At 29.5% G+C, this 18681-nt stretch carries 19 protein-coding genes and 1 riboswitch; of the genes, 10 read left to right on the forward strand and 9 right to left on the reverse strand.

Annotated elements, in window-relative coordinates:
- Positions 1–8: 8 nt before the first annotated feature.
- Positions 9–620, reverse strand: a complete 612-nt coding sequence (locus GW846_02575; GenBank protein NDK09639.1) for a hypothetical protein — start codon at positions 618–620, stop codon at positions 9–11.
- A 787-nt stretch (positions 621–1407) separates the two neighbouring features.
- Here GW846_02575 and GW846_02580 point away from each other — a divergent pair.
- Positions 1408–1692, forward strand: a complete 285-nt coding sequence (locus GW846_02580) for a hypothetical protein (GenBank protein NDK09640.1) — start codon at positions 1408–1410, stop codon at positions 1690–1692.
- Positions 1693–1696: 4 nt separating this feature from the next.
- Here GW846_02580 and GW846_02585 read toward each other — a convergent pair whose 3' ends face one another.
- The 7 genes from GW846_02585 to GW846_02615 all read right to left on the reverse strand — a co-directional run bounded on the left by GW846_02585 (position 1697) and on the right by GW846_02615 (position 9167).
- Complete coding sequence (locus GW846_02585) at positions 1697–2530, reverse strand: hypothetical protein (GenBank protein NDK09641.1); 834 nt, start codon at positions 2528–2530, stop codon at positions 1697–1699.
- Positions 2531–2668: 138 nt separating this feature from the next.
- Complete coding sequence (locus GW846_02590) at positions 2669–3973, reverse strand: HAMP domain-containing histidine kinase (GenBank protein NDK09642.1); 1305 nt, start codon at positions 3971–3973, stop codon at positions 2669–2671.
- 6 nt (positions 3974–3979) lie between these two features.
- On the reverse strand, positions 3980–4660 hold the full coding sequence (locus tag GW846_02595) for a response regulator transcription factor (protein ID NDK09643.1): 681 nt from the start codon (positions 4658–4660) through the stop codon (positions 3980–3982).
- A 94-nt stretch (positions 4661–4754) separates the two neighbouring features.
- A complete protein-coding gene (locus tag GW846_02600) occupies positions 4755–5810 on the reverse strand; it encodes a hypothetical protein (protein ID NDK09644.1) in 1056 nt (351 codons plus the stop codon).
- A gap of 10 nt (positions 5811–5820) precedes the next feature.
- Positions 5821–7041, reverse strand: a complete 1221-nt coding sequence (locus tag GW846_02605) for a hypothetical protein (GenBank protein NDK09645.1) — start codon at positions 7039–7041, stop codon at positions 5821–5823.
- 102 nt (positions 7042–7143) lie between these two features.
- Positions 7144–8265, reverse strand: coding sequence for a methionine adenosyltransferase (locus GW846_02610; GenBank protein ID NDK09646.1), 1122 nt, complete (start codon positions 8263–8265; stop codon positions 7144–7146).
- Between the two features lie 101 nt (positions 8266–8366).
- A riboswitch (SAM riboswitch) is annotated at positions 8367–8478 on the reverse strand.
- Between the two features lie 35 nt (positions 8479–8513).
- Positions 8514–9167: a hypothetical protein gene (locus GW846_02615; protein ID NDK09647.1), complete on the reverse strand. Its 654-nt coding sequence runs from the start codon at positions 9165–9167 to the stop codon at positions 8514–8516.
- Positions 9168–9317: 150 nt separating this feature from the next.
- On the opposite strand from GW846_02615, the gene rpmF reads away from it, so the two are divergent.
- From rpmF to GW846_02650, 7 genes are all read left to right on the forward strand, one after another.
- Complete coding sequence (gene rpmF, locus GW846_02620; protein ID NDK09648.1) at positions 9318–9530, forward strand: 50S ribosomal protein L32; 213 nt, start codon at positions 9318–9320, stop codon at positions 9528–9530.
- A 63-nt stretch (positions 9531–9593) separates the two neighbouring features.
- Positions 9594–10112 carry a hypothetical protein gene (locus GW846_02625; GenBank protein ID NDK09649.1) on the forward strand — a complete coding sequence of 173 codons (519 nt, stop codon included), beginning with the start codon at positions 9594–9596 and terminating at the stop codon, positions 10110–10112.
- A gap of 68 nt (positions 10113–10180) precedes the next feature.
- On the forward strand, positions 10181–10909 hold the full coding sequence (rnc, locus tag GW846_02630; protein NDK09650.1) for a ribonuclease III: 729 nt from the start codon (positions 10181–10183) through the stop codon (positions 10907–10909).
- Between the two features lie 9 nt (positions 10910–10918).
- Positions 10919–11212 carry a hypothetical protein gene (locus GW846_02635; GenBank protein ID NDK09651.1) on the forward strand — a complete coding sequence of 98 codons (294 nt, stop codon included), beginning with the start codon at positions 10919–10921 and terminating at the stop codon, positions 11210–11212.
- On the forward strand, positions 11212–12447 hold the full coding sequence (locus GW846_02640) for a cell division protein FtsW (GenBank protein ID NDK09652.1): 1236 nt from the start codon (positions 11212–11214) through the stop codon (positions 12445–12447). The genes GW846_02635 and GW846_02640 overlap by 1 nt, the downstream gene beginning before the upstream one ends.
- Positions 12438–13625 (forward strand): hypothetical protein, encoded by a 1188-nt coding sequence (locus GW846_02645; GenBank protein NDK09653.1) that lies wholly within the window; start codon positions 12438–12440, stop codon positions 13623–13625. The genes GW846_02640 and GW846_02645 overlap by 10 nt, the downstream gene beginning before the upstream one ends.
- 1 nt (position 13626) lies before the next feature.
- Positions 13627–14583: a hypothetical protein gene (locus tag GW846_02650; protein NDK09654.1), complete on the forward strand. Its 957-nt coding sequence runs from the start codon at positions 13627–13629 to the stop codon at positions 14581–14583.
- On the opposite strand, the gene GW846_02655 is transcribed toward GW846_02650, so the two are convergent.
- A complete protein-coding gene (locus GW846_02655) occupies positions 14584–15630 on the reverse strand; it encodes a tRNA-dihydrouridine synthase family protein (GenBank protein NDK09655.1) in 1047 nt (348 codons plus the stop codon). It lies immediately after the preceding gene.
- Positions 15631–15776: 146 nt separating this feature from the next.
- On the opposite strand from GW846_02655, the gene GW846_02660 reads away from it, so the two are divergent.
- Together GW846_02660 and topA are read left to right on the forward strand one after the other, a co-directional pair.
- Positions 15777–16283, forward strand: a complete 507-nt coding sequence (locus GW846_02660) for a hypothetical protein (GenBank protein NDK09656.1) — start codon at positions 15777–15779, stop codon at positions 16281–16283.
- 103 nt (positions 16284–16386) lie between these two features.
- On the forward strand, positions 16387–18675 hold the full coding sequence (topA, locus tag GW846_02665; protein ID NDK09657.1) for a type I DNA topoisomerase: 2289 nt from the start codon (positions 16387–16389) through the stop codon (positions 18673–18675).
- Positions 18676–18681: the final 6 nt, after the last annotated feature.

The raw sequence follows: 18681 nt of genomic DNA on the forward strand, positions 1-18681 counted from the left end.
TTTTTATTTTATAACTCAATTATTTCTTCTTTCTGAGATATATCCTCTCATTCTCAATTTCAACTTAGTTCAACTTGAGTATCTTTCATGGTATATCAAATATAGGGAAGTACTATATATGGAAAAAATATTATTCAGAGAGTCATAAGAGCTCAATGTCCTGTATTTTTAGAGATAGAATGAAGATTTTTTACAATACAATACACCAGATATAGTATTGCAATTAAAACTGATAATCAGAAAGTAGGTATTGCGAGAACAAAAGATATAAGTAGAAAAAGTATTGGGTACAATAGATAACTTAAAAAAGAGTTGTTTCCTGCTTTAAAATACATATATATTTGAATTACAGGAATAAAAGAAAGCCATGAGTTTTCATTTCAAAGTTTCTTGTTAATTTGATACAGTCCGTATCAAATTAGGAGAAAAGATAAAAGTGAAAAGACATTTGATATATAGCTTGCTTGTCACATCATAGGTATGTATTGTTCAAAAGCAGGATACATTGATTGCATTCAATATGAGTCAAATACTTTTTCCATTCACATTCCATTTCAAGCACCACTCCCACTTTGAACCATTTGCATTACTTGATTGAAATCCATATTTTGTTCCGGCATAAGTATTAAATTAGGTGAAATACTATTAAAATTTACTTTCTACTCTATTCATAGTAATATAGAACAAGTTAAAATCAATAATTTAATTAATATGATTCAAGAAAATAATACATTTTTAGGAAGGTTTGAATCAAGTTTCAATATCATGAAAACTAATGTAGCACTATTTGTTGCTCCAGTATTTTTATTTCAATTAATATTTCATGTACTACTCCCACTTTTTTTCACGACTTTCTTTATGAGCTATGTGGATATATGATCCTGAGAACTGGGAGCTATAGATCAAAAAAACTCATTTTACATCAGTTTTGCTCTGACTTTAGGATTATTCTTTTTTATTTTATATGTTTCAATATTAGTACCACTTAATATTTATTTGATATATATTACAAAAAACTTAATTCATAAAAAAACTGTGAATTTTAAGGAAAGTTTTATATTTTCTATTAAAAATATTTGAAACATTTTTAATACATATTGGTATATTTTTGCTTATACATTACTCATACCTTCGTTACTTTTTATAACATGAGGGATATTGTTTGTATGCACTCTTTTATTTCCGTCTATAGACTACATAGGAGTTATTAAAAATATTTCATATTTGTTTATAGGACTAAGTGTAATAATTGGATTATATTTTCTAATATATAGAGGTATCAGATCAACTTTTTGATTATACAATGCTATAGATAAAAATATTTATTCAAAAGACAATTTTAAAGAATCCCTCAAGTATACGAAAAATAAATGGTGATGTATATTCAAAAATTTATTTTTACTTTCAATGCTCATTTCGCTCATAAGCTGAGTAGTTCAATCCTTTATAAAAGTTCTTCTTCCTGTGCAAAGTGACTACTCAATATTTTTGTCTGGAGAATATAAAAATCCTGAGATATTAATTCAATACATACAACAGTCGACTCATTTTTCAATCATATCATTTTTAAAAAAAATACTTGAAACGTGAGTTTCAAGTATAGCATTTTCTCTAACAATAATTTTTATGTATTTATTATTTGTTTATCTGAAGCAGGAGTTAGATAATAGAGCTCAGACAGATGATTTATAGTGAATTATTGCCAATCTATAACATAAGACATAAGAATATCTCTGAAAATACTAAATAAAAATATTCTTTCTTCAATGACAGTTGTAGGACTATTAATGGAATCATACTCTTTGAGTTTCACATCAATTTTATCTATAAACTTCTGAAAGATTCTAATTTTAAGATTGGGATTGAGTGCAGAAAATGAAGCTTGTTGTACAAAAATATCTAATTTAGATTCAACTTGATTTGTAAGTTTTTCTTGTATTTGTAATCTGCGTAAATCAGAATTTTTTTGAACTTTTTCTTCTAATTGAACTACTCTTTGCTCTTTTTGAATATTTTTTTCATATATTTCATCACCTACAGTCTTACTTTTTTCAAGTAATACTAGTTCATTCTCAACATATTTTTTGTACTCTTCTAATTTAGCAAATTGAATATAATTGAGAAGTGCTATATAAAAATTTTGCTTGAGAATAAGTTGTTCTTTTCGAAGAGTTTTTATATCTTGACCTAATCAAATTGAATTTGCAACTCTAAATTCGAAATTTGAGTTAGAATTAGTATAATTTTTTATAAATGATTCAAGTACTTTTTTATCTCATTGACTAAGATCTTTTTTAACTATAGTTCATAAAGATTCATTTCAAATAAGAAATGTTTCCCATTTAAATGCGAGGTTATTTTTTTCTTGTTCAAGTGTACTAATATTTTCTTGCATCTCTTTCAGAGTTTCGGTATCTTTTATTTCTTCTCAAATAAGTTCTCCACTTGCTCAAAAAACACTCATAGTAAGACTATAAGTTATAACAAAAAGGATAATTTTTGCTGATTTTACGAACAATGGAAATTGCATATTTATATAAAAATTAAAGAGTTCATAAAATAAATAGTTTTGTAAGGCTTAACCATCAATGAGAGAACTCTTTAACTCATTGAGTATACTAAAAAATGAATAAGTAGCGAACTGTTAATGTGAAAATTGAGTGAAGGACTAAAACGTGATCATAATGCTAAATCACACTCAAGTATCGGAATCTATTTTGTAATCCCAGTTATGAGCTTCACAAATTTTTTTAACTATTGAGAGTCATACACCAATTCATCTAGATTTTGCATTTCAAGTTTTTTCAGTTTTACCTTGATAAAATTTCTCAGTTATAAATGGAATTTCTCGTTTAGAAATACCGTTTCAATTATCAGAAAACTTTATGGATTGTGAATCAAGCTCTATACAGAGAGTAGAGTCAACTCATGCATACTTAATGAAATTTCAAATGAGATTATAAGCGAGTTGGATAAAGAGACTCTCATCAAGAAATATCTCTATATTTCTTGATCCATTAAGTATAATCGTTTGATTCTTTTCTTGGAGATAGACTTCTTGTGTTTCCTTCACTTGATTCAGTAAATCTAGGGGATTTACTGAATTTTTACTAAGTTCCAGTTGAGCATTTTCAAATTTTTCATATTCCATAATTTGATTTACCAACTCAATGAGTCGAGTCATTTCAGAAGTAATGGCTCATAAATTAGCTTCTGTAAGCTCAATGACACCATCAGAGATTCATTCTAGGTAACATTGTATTGAGGTTATCGGTGTTTTGAGTTCGTGAGAAATATCAGCTAAAAGTCTATTTCTTATATTTTCTTGATAAGAAAGTCTTTTGTTAAGGTTATTAATTGATTGAATCAAAAGTCAGATTTCGTCTTTTTTATCGTAATGGATTTCAGAATTTGTATATCAATATTTCATTGATTGTATTTCTCGGGTTGCTTTTTGGATAGGAGAAATTATTTTCTTTGTAAAATACCATATAATTATTGCTAAAAAACTCAGTATCAAAAAATTTATAATTACCAGTGAAAATAATAATCTTTGAACAAAATTGGATTCTGGACTATCAGGATCACGAAGGAGTGTAACAATTTTTTCTAAATTATTTTCTGGAATAATTTCCTCAATATACTTTGGAGTCACTCAACTTTTTACTAGGTAATCCACTACTATGTTGATATTCTCATCTTTAGCTAAAGGAATAACTCAATTATTTATATCGAGCAACTCAAAAAACTCGATTTCTACATCTGAAAATATAGTATCGACATCTTCAAGAGTTTGTCTTTCAATAATATTATTAATAAACTCTATAGTTACATCTTGTCTTGATTCAATTTTTTCTGACAAATAGAGCCGTATAAAATAACTATAAAGACCGTAAAAAGTAGCTATGTTTAATATAGCTATACTTACTACACTCACGATAAGCATAATGACGAACTTTTTTGAAAGTGACATGTATTATTATATATTTAATCGGTATCATTTCCCACGAATTGTGACTATTGTATCTTTTGAACCAAGCTTCTTTCTCAAATTTTTTATATGTGTATCTATAGTTCTGTCATACATGTAGTTTTCATATCATATTACTTCCTTCATAAGAACATCTCGACTTATCATATTTCATTGCGCTGAAACAATTTTCACGAGTATATCATATTCATTTTTAGTAAGTGATATAACTTCACCCAGTACCCTTACTTCGTTTTTTTGAGTATCAATTTCTATATCATTAAATTTAAGTATATGAGGGCTTTCTGAAAGCTCTTCTTGTTTTTTTTCATTACTTCTTCTGAGTATAGAATTAATTCTAGCTAAAAGCTCTCTTGGAGAAAATGGTTTTGCAATATAGTCATCTGCACCAGATTCAAGCCCATCAATCCTATCTCATTCTCATCCTCTTGCAGTAAGCATTATAATTGGAACATCTGATTTAATACGTACTTGTTTACATACTTCTATCCCATCAATAACAGGTAAATTAATATCTAAAATCACTAAATTAGGATTCTCTTTGCCTATGAATTCACTTGCACCATCTCAAGATTCAAATGTGACTACTCAAAAGTCAGAATTTTCTAAATAGAGCTTCAAGGAATTAAGAATCCCTTGGTCATCCTCGATTATACAAATCTTTTTCATTGTTTATTGCAAAAAATATTACTCTATATTTTAAATATTTTTATAATTATTGCAAGGAGCTCTTTTAGTAGATTAAGTGAAGAATGTCACAAAATTACATTAGTTCATCTCATTTATTTATAAAAATAATGATTTCTCAAGTATCATCCCTTTTTATGGAAAGGGGAGTATATGATTCTAGTTTTATTTTTAAGTGTCAATTTAATGAAGTATTGTTTCCATTAATTATATCAATTAAGACTCTTAAATCGTTTTTTTCAAGAATGAGACTTTCGGTGATTGTTTTCTCTCACACTTTTAATCTATAAGTATGTAATCAAGTAGCTCTCTCGACACTAAATATATAGTTCACTCAATTATGTGAAACTACAAATTGTAGATTATTTTTTTGAGTGATTGCTTCTTTGGTTAACTCTGGGGTTAATTTATCTAGCATATCTTTTTGTTTTTTTTCTAAATCTTCTTCACTTGGTTTACTCTTTTTAGAGACTCCGATAACTTTCTTTCTAGCTTTATTTCTATTGCTTGATTCCTGAGATCCTCAGATAGAAAAACCTTTTCTTGATGTATATACTAATTTTCACTTCGGAAATATATCTACAAGTCTATTTCCAAACTGTACATCTCATTTCTTAGGTCTAAATACTTCTGGATATGATTGAATGATTCAATATAAAACTCTTTTTGTTCCACTATTAATTGTTACAATATCTCCTCATATTTTTCAATGATATATCTTATGTTTTCCATTTTTTGATGTATTATTTATTATAATTTCAACTCATCAAAGAACTAAATATATTTGGTTGTTATCGTAGTCTAATATTTCAGGTCAACTTTGCAGTTTCTGTTCTTCATCAGGAGTAGATTGTAGAGAATACTTGAGAGTATCCATACTTTGAAGCATAAGTAATCAGTTTACTTGCGATAAAGTTTTTTTAATAATATCAATTGATTCCGGATATAATGTATCAAGTGTCTCAATATTATGAGATAAAACTCAAATAAATTCTATATGTTTCTCAATATTTACACGCGACTTAACATCGTGCATTAATTGAGTTAAAGCAGATGCTAAGGAGTTTAAATCTGTAATTCATATTTGTTCTAGTTGATGTATTTGATTTCATGTTGATGTCTTTCAATTCATATAGTTATCTTTATATACTTATTTTAAATCCAAATTTTGCTACATATTCTATTTTAAATCAATCAGAAAAACATATGAGCTTTTTTCAAGCACGAACATCATTCACTGTTGATTTATAGTAATTCGGAAAATTTTTAATAACTCATTTGAGAACGCGCATAGTTCAAATCGTAAACTCAAATTCACTATCTCATATTTTTCCTAAGTACAATTTTCTTTTTCATTCAAACTGTGTGCTTGAAGATATTATTTTAACTCCACATATTTCTTTTTCAAATAGATAGTCATTTTCTGAATCTGATTCAATATCGTTTCAATTTTGTATTTCAAGAACTGAATCAAGAAATTTTTGGAGATTATTTTTTAAAAATATTCTGATAATTCATTCTTCTCTTTTTAATGAAAAAGGAGTATATTGCTCTAGTTTACTTTTAATGTGTTTACTTACAATGGTAGATTTTTCTCATAGTATATCAATCATACTCCGCAAATCATCACTGGATAATATTATCTCTTTACTTACTATTTTTCATCAAATAACAAAAGCATATTTTTCATGTCATTCTATTTTTTGTAAGTATAGCTCAGATTCTATTCAATCAATCATTATATTACATCTCTGGATGTCTGAGTTATCAGGTTCATTTGTAAAAACTTCTTTTGGACTTTCATCAATTGAACTTGTTTCTATACATTGGCGTGATAAAATTTTAACTCAAAATCAATGTTTAAAATGAAATGTTCATTCGGGGAATATTTTTGCTAATTCATTTCTATGTTCAGAATCATTTCCTCGAGGTTTAAAAAAATTAGGATGTTCATCTATGATTCATTGAAGTATTCGCATCATTCTAGATGTAATTACAACTGATTTTCAATTTATAGTTCATATGTATTTTACTTTTCGTCATCTTCAATCTATATCTGTAAGCTTAATCTCGATTCATTCTAGATAAAAACTTGATGGAACACAAGTTGGAGAAATTTTAATTTTCTGAGAAATATTTACTCATAAAATAAGAGGAAAAGACTTGTTTATATTTCTTACTCTCTCAATTAAATCTTTATTTAAATCTCATATTTCAAAAATAGAATTTACAATATCCTTGAATATCTCAATATTTTTTGATGATACAGTTGAATTATTATTAATGTTTCATTCTAAATCATTTATTGCTCAAATGAATGAATTTATATCTCATAATCATTGTGTATTTTCTTCTATTTCCATATATCTAAGTAGCAAAATATTTAATATATTATAAATATATATTTAAAAATACAAAATAAAAAAGTCTAGTATTATGACTAAACTTGTTTACTTTTAATATATTTATTTTAAACTTTTAAATAGTTCTATGCTCTTTAGTTCTTCCCAACTCACGTCGTCTCTTCCAAAATGTCAGTACGTTGCAGTTTTTTGAAATATAGGTTTTTTTAAGTCTAAAAATTTTATGATTCATCGTTGTGAGAGATCGAAATTCTTTCTAATGCAAGTGATAATACTTTCTTCAGATGCAACTCATCAAGTTATATCAACATATATACTTACTGGTTCTACGACTCAAATTGCATAGGCAAGTTGTATTTCACAGATATCTCAGAGTCCAGCAGCCACTATATTTTTTGCCAGATAACGAGCCATATACGCAGCAGATCTATCTACTTTTGAAGGATCTTTTCCTGAGAATGCACCTCATCCATGTCGACCAATTCAACCGTACGTATCTATAATTATTTTTCTTCAAGTTAATCCTGCATCTCACTTTGGTCAACCAATTACAAACTTTCCAGTTGGATTAATATGAAATACAGTATTTTCATCTATAAGGTCTCATAGTTCATGTTTAATCACTTCTTTTTCAATTCAAGCTCTGAGTTCTGGCATATCTACACTTGATTTGTGCTGATTAGATACAACAACCGTGGCTACTCTGAGTAATTTTCAGTCTTCATATTCACAACTTACTTGAGTTTTCCCATCTGGTTGTAAGTAAGGAAGTGTTCATTGCTTTCTTACAACTTCTAATCTTCTTGCTAGTTTATGAGCTAGATAAATAGGAGTAGGCATATACGCTTCATTTTCATTGCTAGCATACCCAAACATAATTCATTGGTCTCCAGCTCATCCAGTATCTACTCATTGAGCTATATCTGGTGATTGAGAATTTATAAGGATTTGTACCGAAACATCATTAGCTGAAAAACCAGCCTCTAAACTTGTATATCCAATATCAGCTACAACTTTTCGAGCAATATCTTGAAAATTAACCCATGCGTTTGTGGTTATTTCTCAAGAAACTATAATCGTTCATGTAGTAACAAGACATTCACATGCAACTCTTGATTCAGGATCTTCCGCAAGACATGCATCAAGTATAGCATCACTAATTTGATCACATATTTTATCAGGATGACCGCAGGTTACAGATTCTGCACTTATGAAGTGTTTCATATAATATATATTTATATAAATAAAATATACATTCCAGTTTTTTGATATAAAAAAAGTTTTTCTCAATATAAAGAGAAAAACTTTTTGTTTAAAATTTTTATTTTATATCTTTCCCAAATAGGGGAGGAAGTAGCACCTTTATTTTCTTTGACAAAAATCAGGTTGCTGGAGCAATCAATGAGCCTCTACTCTCATGCTCTCTCTGGATATGTGATGATATAGTATATAAAAGTCCAAATTTGTAAAATTTATTTTTTCTTAGTCCTCTTTCTTTCAAGTATTTTGACTAATTTAAGTAATCATAACTCAACTAAAACTCTTTTAAGTCTTATATAAAATTGATATTCGATACTCCCCACTATAAAATCAATACTTGTATCAGGTGAATTAATCATATGTAATAATACATTGAACATTCGTTCGCTTATATATACATCTATTCAAGAAATAAGTAAATGTTTCTTTTGTACAAATTTACTTTCTACATTGATTTTTTTAGTTCATCTATCTATTATTTGGATATATCAAGCAAAATGAATAGAGTTTCAAGCTTGCATTACATCAAATCAAGCATTGTTAACAATATCTATGAGTTGAGTTTTTACGAATGCTAATTCATTCTTAACATCATCTTCTAGTTCCTCTAAAAGTCAGGGTTTAGTCAAACTCTGCAGTAAAGCAATTCTCGTTTGAATATCTCTTATTATTTGAATTCATTTTCAATCTATATTGTCTTGAGATCGTTCAAGAATTTCTCTACTAGATAGAATAACTCAATCAATGTATGTAATCGACTCGGTATCGATAAGTTTTTCTATCATTAAATCAGTAATTTTTTCATTTGTCACATTTGAACTACTTCAAACTATATATTCTCATTTTCTCTTTACTTTTTCATTCATTAGATTCTTGCTATTTTTTATTTTTATGTATTTATAATATTTTTAGTTATTTATGCAATATTTTAGTTGAAAAAACTTGCATTCACTTTATTTCTCTCTATAATCCCGCTCGTAACAAATTTTTTGTTCTTTATTAATAACGAAAGAAGTATGTCATTTGCTCCTAAGAAAAAAACATCAAAACACAGAAGTAGACAACGAACTACAAACTGGATTAAATTATCAGCGAAAAAACTATGGGACAGAGTTTCTCTTAATGCTGAAGGAAATGGTCTTTCTCATTTTGCAGACGAAAATGGAATGTACAAAGGTCGACAAGTAGTCGCAGTTAAAAAATCTAAACAAAAAGTAACTCGAATATAATGTGTTATTCAAAAATCTCATAAATTACAATATTTTATTGAGATTTTTTTGTTCTTTAAATCATTGAGTTTCTCAATTTGAGTTTCATTTTTACTTGCAGTAAATATACAACCTATGCAGCACGCTTCGCGAAAAAAAACTCGAAAATTTCTCCTTCAAAAACTATACGCAAGAATTTATTGAGAATTCTCTGAAAGTGACTTTCTTGAATCATATTTTGAATGAATCATGGAATATAAAGCTGATGATGCATACTTGAATGAAATGTTTCAGATTATAGTTTCAAAACAAGACTCTATTCTCGGTATTATCAAAAAATATGCTCCTAAATTTGATCTGGATACTATGCTGAAGACTAATATTTTAGCGATGAGTATAGCAATTGCTGAAATGTTATATTTGACAGAAGAAATTCCTGCAAAAGTATCAATTAATGAAGCAATAGATTTATCAAAATATTTTTGAGACAACTTAAGTAAAAATATAGTAAATGGAATCTTGAACTCTTTTTTTAATGATATTGAACTTTACAGCAATGTAGAGCAATTACATAAAGAAAAATTCAACTTTTTCCAGTCATAATAAGTCTTTACAAACGTACAAAAAATAATATTCTATATCAAGAATATTATTTTTTTTAAATAGAGAAATTGGTCATTACAAAAAAAGCCGTAGATTCAGAAGTTTGCTCTATTAAAGTAGGACAACTTCTAGAAAAATTAAACATTCCGCATACAAATATATCACTTTTCATATTGGCATTCATTCATAGATCTATAGTGAACGAGCGAAATGATTATGCACCTGAGCATAACGAAAGACTTGAGTTTCTCTGAGATGCTATTTTAGAACTAGTTATCACAGAGCAGTTATATAATGATTTTCCAAGCACTCAAGAATGAGAGCTTACAGATATGAGATCTGCACTCGTTCGATGAAGAAACTTAGCTGAAATAGCTAAAAATCTTAATTTTCAAGAGTATCTCATTTTATGAAAATGAGAAGAAAAATCCTGATGAAGAGAAAACGATTATATACTAGCTAATACTGTTGAATCATTTCTTGGTGCACTCTATCTAGATTCTGGTTTTGAGCTAGCTCGAGATTTTATCAAAAAACATATATATAGTACATTATGAAATCTTCAAAAAAATAAGTTGTTTAAAGATTTTAAAACACTTCTTCAGGAGTATACTCAAGCAACCGTAGATATTACACCTCATTATGAGGTATTAGAGGATATTTGACCTGATCATGACAAGACCTATACTGTCTGAGTGTATATATGATCGAAGCATATTTGAATCTGAAAATGAAGTAGTAAGAAAAAAGCTCAAGAAGCTGCTGCTGAAAACGCCTATCAACAATTTAATATTTAAACTAAACAAATGATAACAATTCTCCTTGCTCTTATAATATTTCTTCAATTTATAGAATATATCGTTATTTTTGATATCATTTTATCTTGGCTCTCGCTCGTGGGATTGAAATTTCGACCAAAATTTATGGCAGACATACTCAATCCGATTTACTCCTGAGTGCAAAAATATATTCCAACAAGATTTTGAGCCTTTGATTTTACTCCAATAATTATAATTTTACTTCTTGCATTTATCAGAGGACTTATAGTTATGAGTGTTCCTGAAGTACAAGTTACTCTTAATCAATTACTCAATCAATAATGACTAAATCTGTCGATTATAAGCTATTTTTTACAGTTCTTGCTCTTGTAGTTTTTTGAATGATTATGATAAGCTCTGTTTCTGTTTATGGATCATTTCGTGTTACTAGTTCTATGGCTAGTGCTGGACTCATCGAATCAGCGTACAATCACTTTTATGTAATTAGAAACATTACTCATGTTATTATTTCCTTCGCTTTAATTGGTGTACTTGTTAAAATACCTTATAAATACTATGAAATATATTCGAAACAAATATTTGGATTTTCGTTATTTTTATTAGTACTTGTACTTATTATCTGACAAAGTTATAAGTGAGCCACGTGATGGATTTCTATTCCTTGAGTCCCTTTTACTATACAACCTACGGAGTTTCTTAAGTTTTCTGTGATAATTTATCTTGCAGCATTTTTCAAACAATATAAAAAATATCTCCATACATTTTATGAGTGATTCGTTCCTTTTGCACTCGTTCTCTGAGTTATACTCATATTAGTGTGAGCTCAACCAGATTTTTGAACAATTCTTGTTGTAGTTCCCGTTACATTCATGATGTTTTTTATTGCAGGTGCCAATGTTAGATATTTATTATTATTGCTGGTACTTTGAATTAGTTTTGCGGTTTGAATATATCTTGCATGAGATTATGATCCAGTGACTGGTAAAAATGAAAATACACTTTGATATATTACTCAGAGAATGGATAACTTCCTTGCTGATAATCAAGACGCTATTAATAACAAAACTATTAACTATCAGACTGAACAAGCCCTTATTGCTATTTGAAGTGGTTGATTTGCAGGTCTATGATTTGGGCAATCTATACAAAAATTTTGATACCTCCCAGAAGTTCAGTGAGATTTTATATTTTCTGTAATTGTTGAAGAACTTGGATTTGTTTGAGCACTCGTACTATTATGACTCTATCTGTATATATGATATCGATGACTCCTTATCTCTCGATATTCTAAAGATCCATTTGCGCAATATGCAGCATTTTGAATAACGACTTGGATACTATTACAAGCGTGTATAAATATTTGAGTAAACCTCAATATTGTTCCACTTACTTGAATCACACTTCCATTTATTAGTTACGGATGATCTTCACTCTTATCACTATCACTTTGACTCGCAGTACTTCTCTCAATTTCTAGAGATATAGACCCAGATGAGTACAATAAAAAGCATAAAAGAACAAAACAATTCTCACTAAGAAAATTTCTATGAGTATAACTCCAGCTATGCAGCAATACTACGATATAAAAAATGCAAACCCAGATTGTATTATATTTTTTAGGATGTGAGATTTCTACGAACTTTTTGAAGAAGATGCTACTCTTGCTCATAAAATACTTTGAATCACACTCACAAGTAGAAATAAAAATGCTGAAAATCCTATATTACTTGCTTGATTTCCGTATCATGCAAAAGAAAAATATCTTCCAAGTTTTATCAAAGCGTGATATAAAGTTGCAATAGTCGAGCAAGTCTGAAACCCAAAAGAAAAATGAATAGTAGAAAGAAGAGTAAGCAGAATCATAACCCCAGCAACTCTAGCTCTAGAGTCTGATGATTATGAAAATCTTACTCAACAACAAATCAGTGTTTCACTTGTTTTTAAAGATGATTTATTTGCAATGAGCATCATGAATTTTTCAGAACATACTTGGACCTGTAGTGAGTTTGATAACTTTGATGATTGTGCTAACGAACTCTATAAAATTTGACCTAATGAAGTTATACTTGAAAAAGATGCAATAAATAACAATAAGATTTTAGACATTTTACAAAAAAAATACGGACTCAATATATTTTATTATTACTTTCATGATAATTCATACTCACTTTTAAAAAATAAATTTGGAGTCCTTAATCTTGAGTCTTTTTGAATTGAAAAGAAGGACCTCGTCCAAAAATCATGTGCGATACTCCTTAAATATGTAAGTGAGAACCAACAATCTGATCTTCCATTTTTAAAACATCTTGTGTTCAAGAATTATAGTTGATATATGGAACTTGATGAATCAACTATTCGTAGTCTAGACTTAGTTTACAATATCGCTACAAAATCTTCTAAAAAATGAACGTTACTCTGAGTTTTAGATGAAACAAAAACTCCAATGTGAAGACGATTTATGCGAGAACAAATACTTAGACCTCTTCAAGATATTGATACAATTAAAGAACGACAATCGTTTATAGCAGAGTTCAAAAAAAATCAGATACTACTTGATCAAGTGAGAAATGAATTGAAGTATATAGCAGATATAGATGCTATACTCACTCGTCTTTCAATTCAAAGAGCTGGTCCAAGAGATCTCATCTCACTTAAGAAGAGTCTAATAGCTGTTCGTAATGTAACAGATATAATACGAAAATCTGAAAATTCACTTTTAAAAAAACTTATTTAATATGCTGTATTTATTCCATTGAAATTCTCGATTTCTTATACAAAAGGAAGCACAAAAATGGAAACAAGCGTTTACTCAAAAATTTGGTGCTGAAAATGTGACACATATAAGTTCACTTTGAGATTATTCTTTAGCTGAAATACAAGAAACTTTAGTATGAAGAAGTTTATTTTCAGAAAAAAGACTTGTTATAATTGATGGATTTCCTTTTACTACATCTAAAACAATATCTAACGGTGAATGAGTCGAAGAAACTATCTTGCAGAGCCTTAGTCACGTTCCCGATGAAGTTATAATAGTTTTCACCTCTGATTCGCCTGATAAACGCTTGAGCTCATTCAAGCAAATACAAAAATTAGCTGAAGTAAAGGAGTTTACACTTGCTTCAGAATCTGACGTACTTACTAAACTTCATTCTGAGTACTGAAATAGAATAGATAATGCTGCTCTTTCACTCCTTCTCAAATTAAAATGATGAGATTATCAAAAAACAAATTCAGAAATTCAAAAATTGCTTATTACTATTAAACACATAGGTGTTTGAGAAATTAATACCATAATTATTCCAGAATTTGAGGAGTCCATTTTTCAGTTTGTTGACGCTATTTTAGAAAAAGATTCTCAAAAGATATTTCTATATTTACAAAATCTCACTGAGTTTACTAGTATTTATCAACTTTATCAGTCACTCATTGCTAATTTACGTGTATTTTTATATATAGAACATTTAAAACATCAAAAAATTCCAGTTCAAAAAATTGGAGATATTTTGAAACTTTGAAATAGAAAGTTTCTTATACAAAAACGTCATAATTCCGATGTAAAGAGTATAACTTATTTGTTTAATGAGCTTTTAGATTTTGACTCACATATGAAAAGAGGGAAGCTTATAAGTTCAGACGAACAAGATCTTTATAAAGAAATAGAAAAAATATGTATTAAATTTTTAAATTTTTAATTATTCTATTTCTCCAAGTCCAGGTCTTTTGAGTAAATCTGCAGAAAATTTTTGTCTGAGTTCTAAAATAGTTTCTTGCGTTTGAGAGTATGATTCAGTTGTTACAAGTCTTTTTCTATATTCTTTCACTCCAGGGAAGCTTTTTATATATTGAACGAGATGTTTTCTAATTTCAAGAGATCATTTTTTTTCTCATTTAGTTGCGACGAGTTTATCTGCATGAAAATCCATTGCCTCAAGCATTTCTCAAAGAGTTGGATAATAGATTCCATCTTTGAATCAATTTACGTGATCCTTCCAAGTATCAGTTTCAAAATGTTTTTTTCATAAAAATGCCCATGGATTTCAAAAACTTCTTCTTCATATCATAAATCCATTGAGATTTTGAGCTTTTTTCATCCCATCATCATAGTTTTCTACATCACCATTTCATATGACTGGTATATCAACATGTTTTTGTAATTCATATATATTAGTGAAGTCAGCATTACCAGTATAAGCTTGTTTCGCAGTTCTTCCATGAATGGTTACAAGTTTTGCACCTGATTTCTGAAGTCACTGTGCAAATGCAATAAGATCTTGATTTCCATCAAAACTGAGCCTTGTTTTAACAGAAATTGGTAAATGTGTCGCTTCGTCTAGTGCTTTTACTATGTCAAAAGCTGTTTGTTCATTAATGAGCAAACTTGAACCATGTCAGCTTCGAACCACTTTTTTTGCAGGGCAACCCATGTTTACATCTATTCCAGCTATGTTATACTTAGGGTCTGATATTATTTTTGCTGCTTTTGCAAATACTTCAGGGTCTTTACCAAATATTTGAATGATAAGTGGATCCTCAATAGTTTGATGCGGAAGAACACTATCTGCTAAAAATTTAGAATGTATAAGTCAGTCAGCACTATAAAACTCACTTATACAGTATACGTGTGGAGCAACTCTTTTCATCGATTGTCTGTAGGCACTGTCACCATATCCATCCATAGGTGCGAGAAAACAGAGTTTCTCATGTATTTGTAATTGGTCTTGCCAGAAGCTTTTTGACATAGTATTATTTAATTTTATTTGCAGCATTATAGCTATAAATATATTTTTGCTAGTTTTTTTTACGTCTTGTCAAACTCAAATATTTGAAATATAAACTATATGTATGCTAAGATATATATAGATACACCTAATATTAATAGTACAAAATGAATATTACAGACATCATGGCAAATAAAACGATTCAAAGAGATATTTTAAAATCAAAATTGGCACTCCCAAAAAGATCTAAAATTCTTGTGTGAGTTTGCTTTTCTAATCAGTCAATTACTTCTCATGTGCTAGATTGACTCGAAATATTACCTGCTAACTTTGTAGTATTTGGAGAGAATAAACTCAATAAAGATTATAAAAATATTTCATTTGTAGAATCGATAGATGATATTAATATAAATTCACTCGATTGATTCCTATGAGCCTGTGATACTATGAAGCTCGAAGAGCTTATGAAAGCCTGAGTAGTGCCACTCGTAAATGAAAAATGTTATTTATGAAGTATACTTCAAGAGTTTCATCCAGGGAGAGCAGAGTGAAATGCATATATTTATGAAAAAGATTCCTCATGGTCAGCCTATTATGCACTTATTCGTTATTTAGAAAATCATAAATTTCCCTATGATAATAGAAATTTAGTAAAAAATGTATTATGAGTGTAATAGCTCTATATAGAAAAAATTAGCTGACTAGCTATTTTTTTTTGACTTAAAAATCAAAGCTTATAAAGTAGTGTATGAATTAATATACAAAAAATATACACACATGGCAAAAAATCTCGTTATAGTCGAATCACCAGCTAAATGAAAAACAATTGAAAAGTTCTTATGAAAAGATTATCAAGTAGTAGCCTCTATGGGACATATTCGAGACCTTCCTCAAAAAAGTCTTTGAATCGATATTGAAAATAATTTTACCCCAGAGTATTGAATATCTGAAGATAAAGAAAAAACAGTCAATAATCTAAAAAAACTCGCAAAATGAGCAGAAACTGTTTGGATAGCAACGGATGAGGATAGAGAATGAGAAGCAATTGGTTGGCATTTATGTCAGGCTCTAGATCTAGATCCAAAAGTGACTCAAAGAATTGTATTTCATGAGATTACTAAAACTGCAATACTCAAGGCAGTTGAAAATCCGAGAACTATAGATATTGATCTCGTAGATGCGCAACAAGCTCGAAGACTCCTAGATAGACTCGTTTGATATAAAGTATCACCAGTTTTATGGAAAAAAATTAGAAAATGACTCTCTGCTTGAAGAGTTCAATCAGTGGCAGTGAAACTTATAGTTGAAAAAGAAAGAGAGATTCTTGCATTCAACCCGGTAGAGAGTTGGAAAATAACAGTTCAACTTAACTTTAGCTGAAGTATTTTTTCAGCTGTATTTGCAAAAATAGACTGAAAAGTAAAAAAACTTAAATCGAAAGAAGATGTTCAAAAAATTCTGGCTACACTTATAGATACAATCAGCTCTATCAAAGAAACTAAGAATAAAAAAGATATGACAGAACTTTCTCATGACAGTGAGTTAGAGTTTACACTACAAGAAAGTATAAAGAAAGACTCCAAGAGATCTCCAGGTGCTCCTTTTACCACGTCTACGCTTCAACAAGAATGAGCTCGAAAATTTGGGTTTGGAGTAAAACAAACCATGATGGTAGCTCAAAAGCTCTATGAAGGTATAGACCTTTGAAATGGAGAAAGACAAGGGCTCATCACTTATATGAGAACTGATAGTATGAATCTATCAGAACTTGCACTCACACAGGCAAAAGAAGTCATAACATCATCATTTTGAAAACAGTATCACAAAAAGAGAGCTTACACAACGAAGTCAGCAGGAGCACAAGAAGCTCATGAAGCAATTAGACCTACGGATTTATCTATTACTCCAGAGAGTCTCAAATGAGATCTCGATGCACAGCAACTTAAACTCTATACACTCATTTGGAAACGTACACTTGCGAGTCAAATGGAGGATGCAATTGTTGAGGTAACAAGCTATCATTTTTCTCCAAATAAAGCATCAAATCAAACTTGGACGAGTAAAGGTGAAGTAATAAAATTTGATGGATTTATGACACTTTATATTGAAGGGACTGATGATGAAGAAGAAGTCGAAGAATCTGGTATGCTTCCAGCTATAAGTGAAGGCGAGATAGCTCTTTCAAAGAATATCACTGGAACTCAAACATTCTCTCGACCACCAGCTCGATTTACTGAAGCCAGTCTTGTAAAAAAACTCGAAGCAGAATGAATTGGTCGGCCTTCTACCTACGCACCAACAATATCTACCATTATTGATAGAGGCTATGTTGAAAAACTTGATAAAAAATATCTGCATCCAACTGAAACAGCTTTTACTGTTACAGATTTTCTTCAAGAGTATTTCACTCAAATGATGGAATACAGTTTTACAAAGTCAGTAGAGGAAGAATTTGATACTATAGCAGAAGGTAAGGTAAAATTTCAAACTATGCTTTCTAAGTTTTGGGAATGAACTCTCAAAAAAAGCATTGAAGAAGCATGAGAAAAAGCTGAAAAAGTCGTAGAACTTGTTGGTAAAAAATGTCCTCTATGTGAAAATGAACTTGTGTTCAAATTTTCAAAAGCTTGAAAATTTATAGGATGTTCAAATTATCCAGAATGTAAACATATAGAACAACCTAAAGAGGAAAGAGATATGCTCGATTGACTCAGAGCAAAATACGAATGAAAACCTTGTCCAGACGGAATAGAGGGGACTGTAGTTGTAAAAGTCTGAAGATTCGGTCCATTTCTCGCGAGTAGTGAGTATCCAAAAATAAAGTGGATAGGGAAGATTAAATCTGAAAAAGATGAGCTTCTCGAGTCTATTCTTGCTAAAAAAGGATTACTCGTAGATGAGGAAACTTGAGAAGAGATGGTAGTGAAATGATCGAGACGATGACCATTTCTCGCAGCCAAGAACTATCCCGATGTCAAAATAGCAAAAAATATTCCAAAAGATGTGTGGGAAGAACTCAATGCACTGATGGCAGCAGCTGATGAGAAAGAGGAAACTGAAGTGTAAATGAAT

The organism is Candidatus Gracilibacteria bacterium (genome assembly GCA_010119145.1).
Classification (GTDB): Bacteria; Patescibacteriota; Gracilibacteria; order BD1-5; family UBA6164; genus JAACSU01.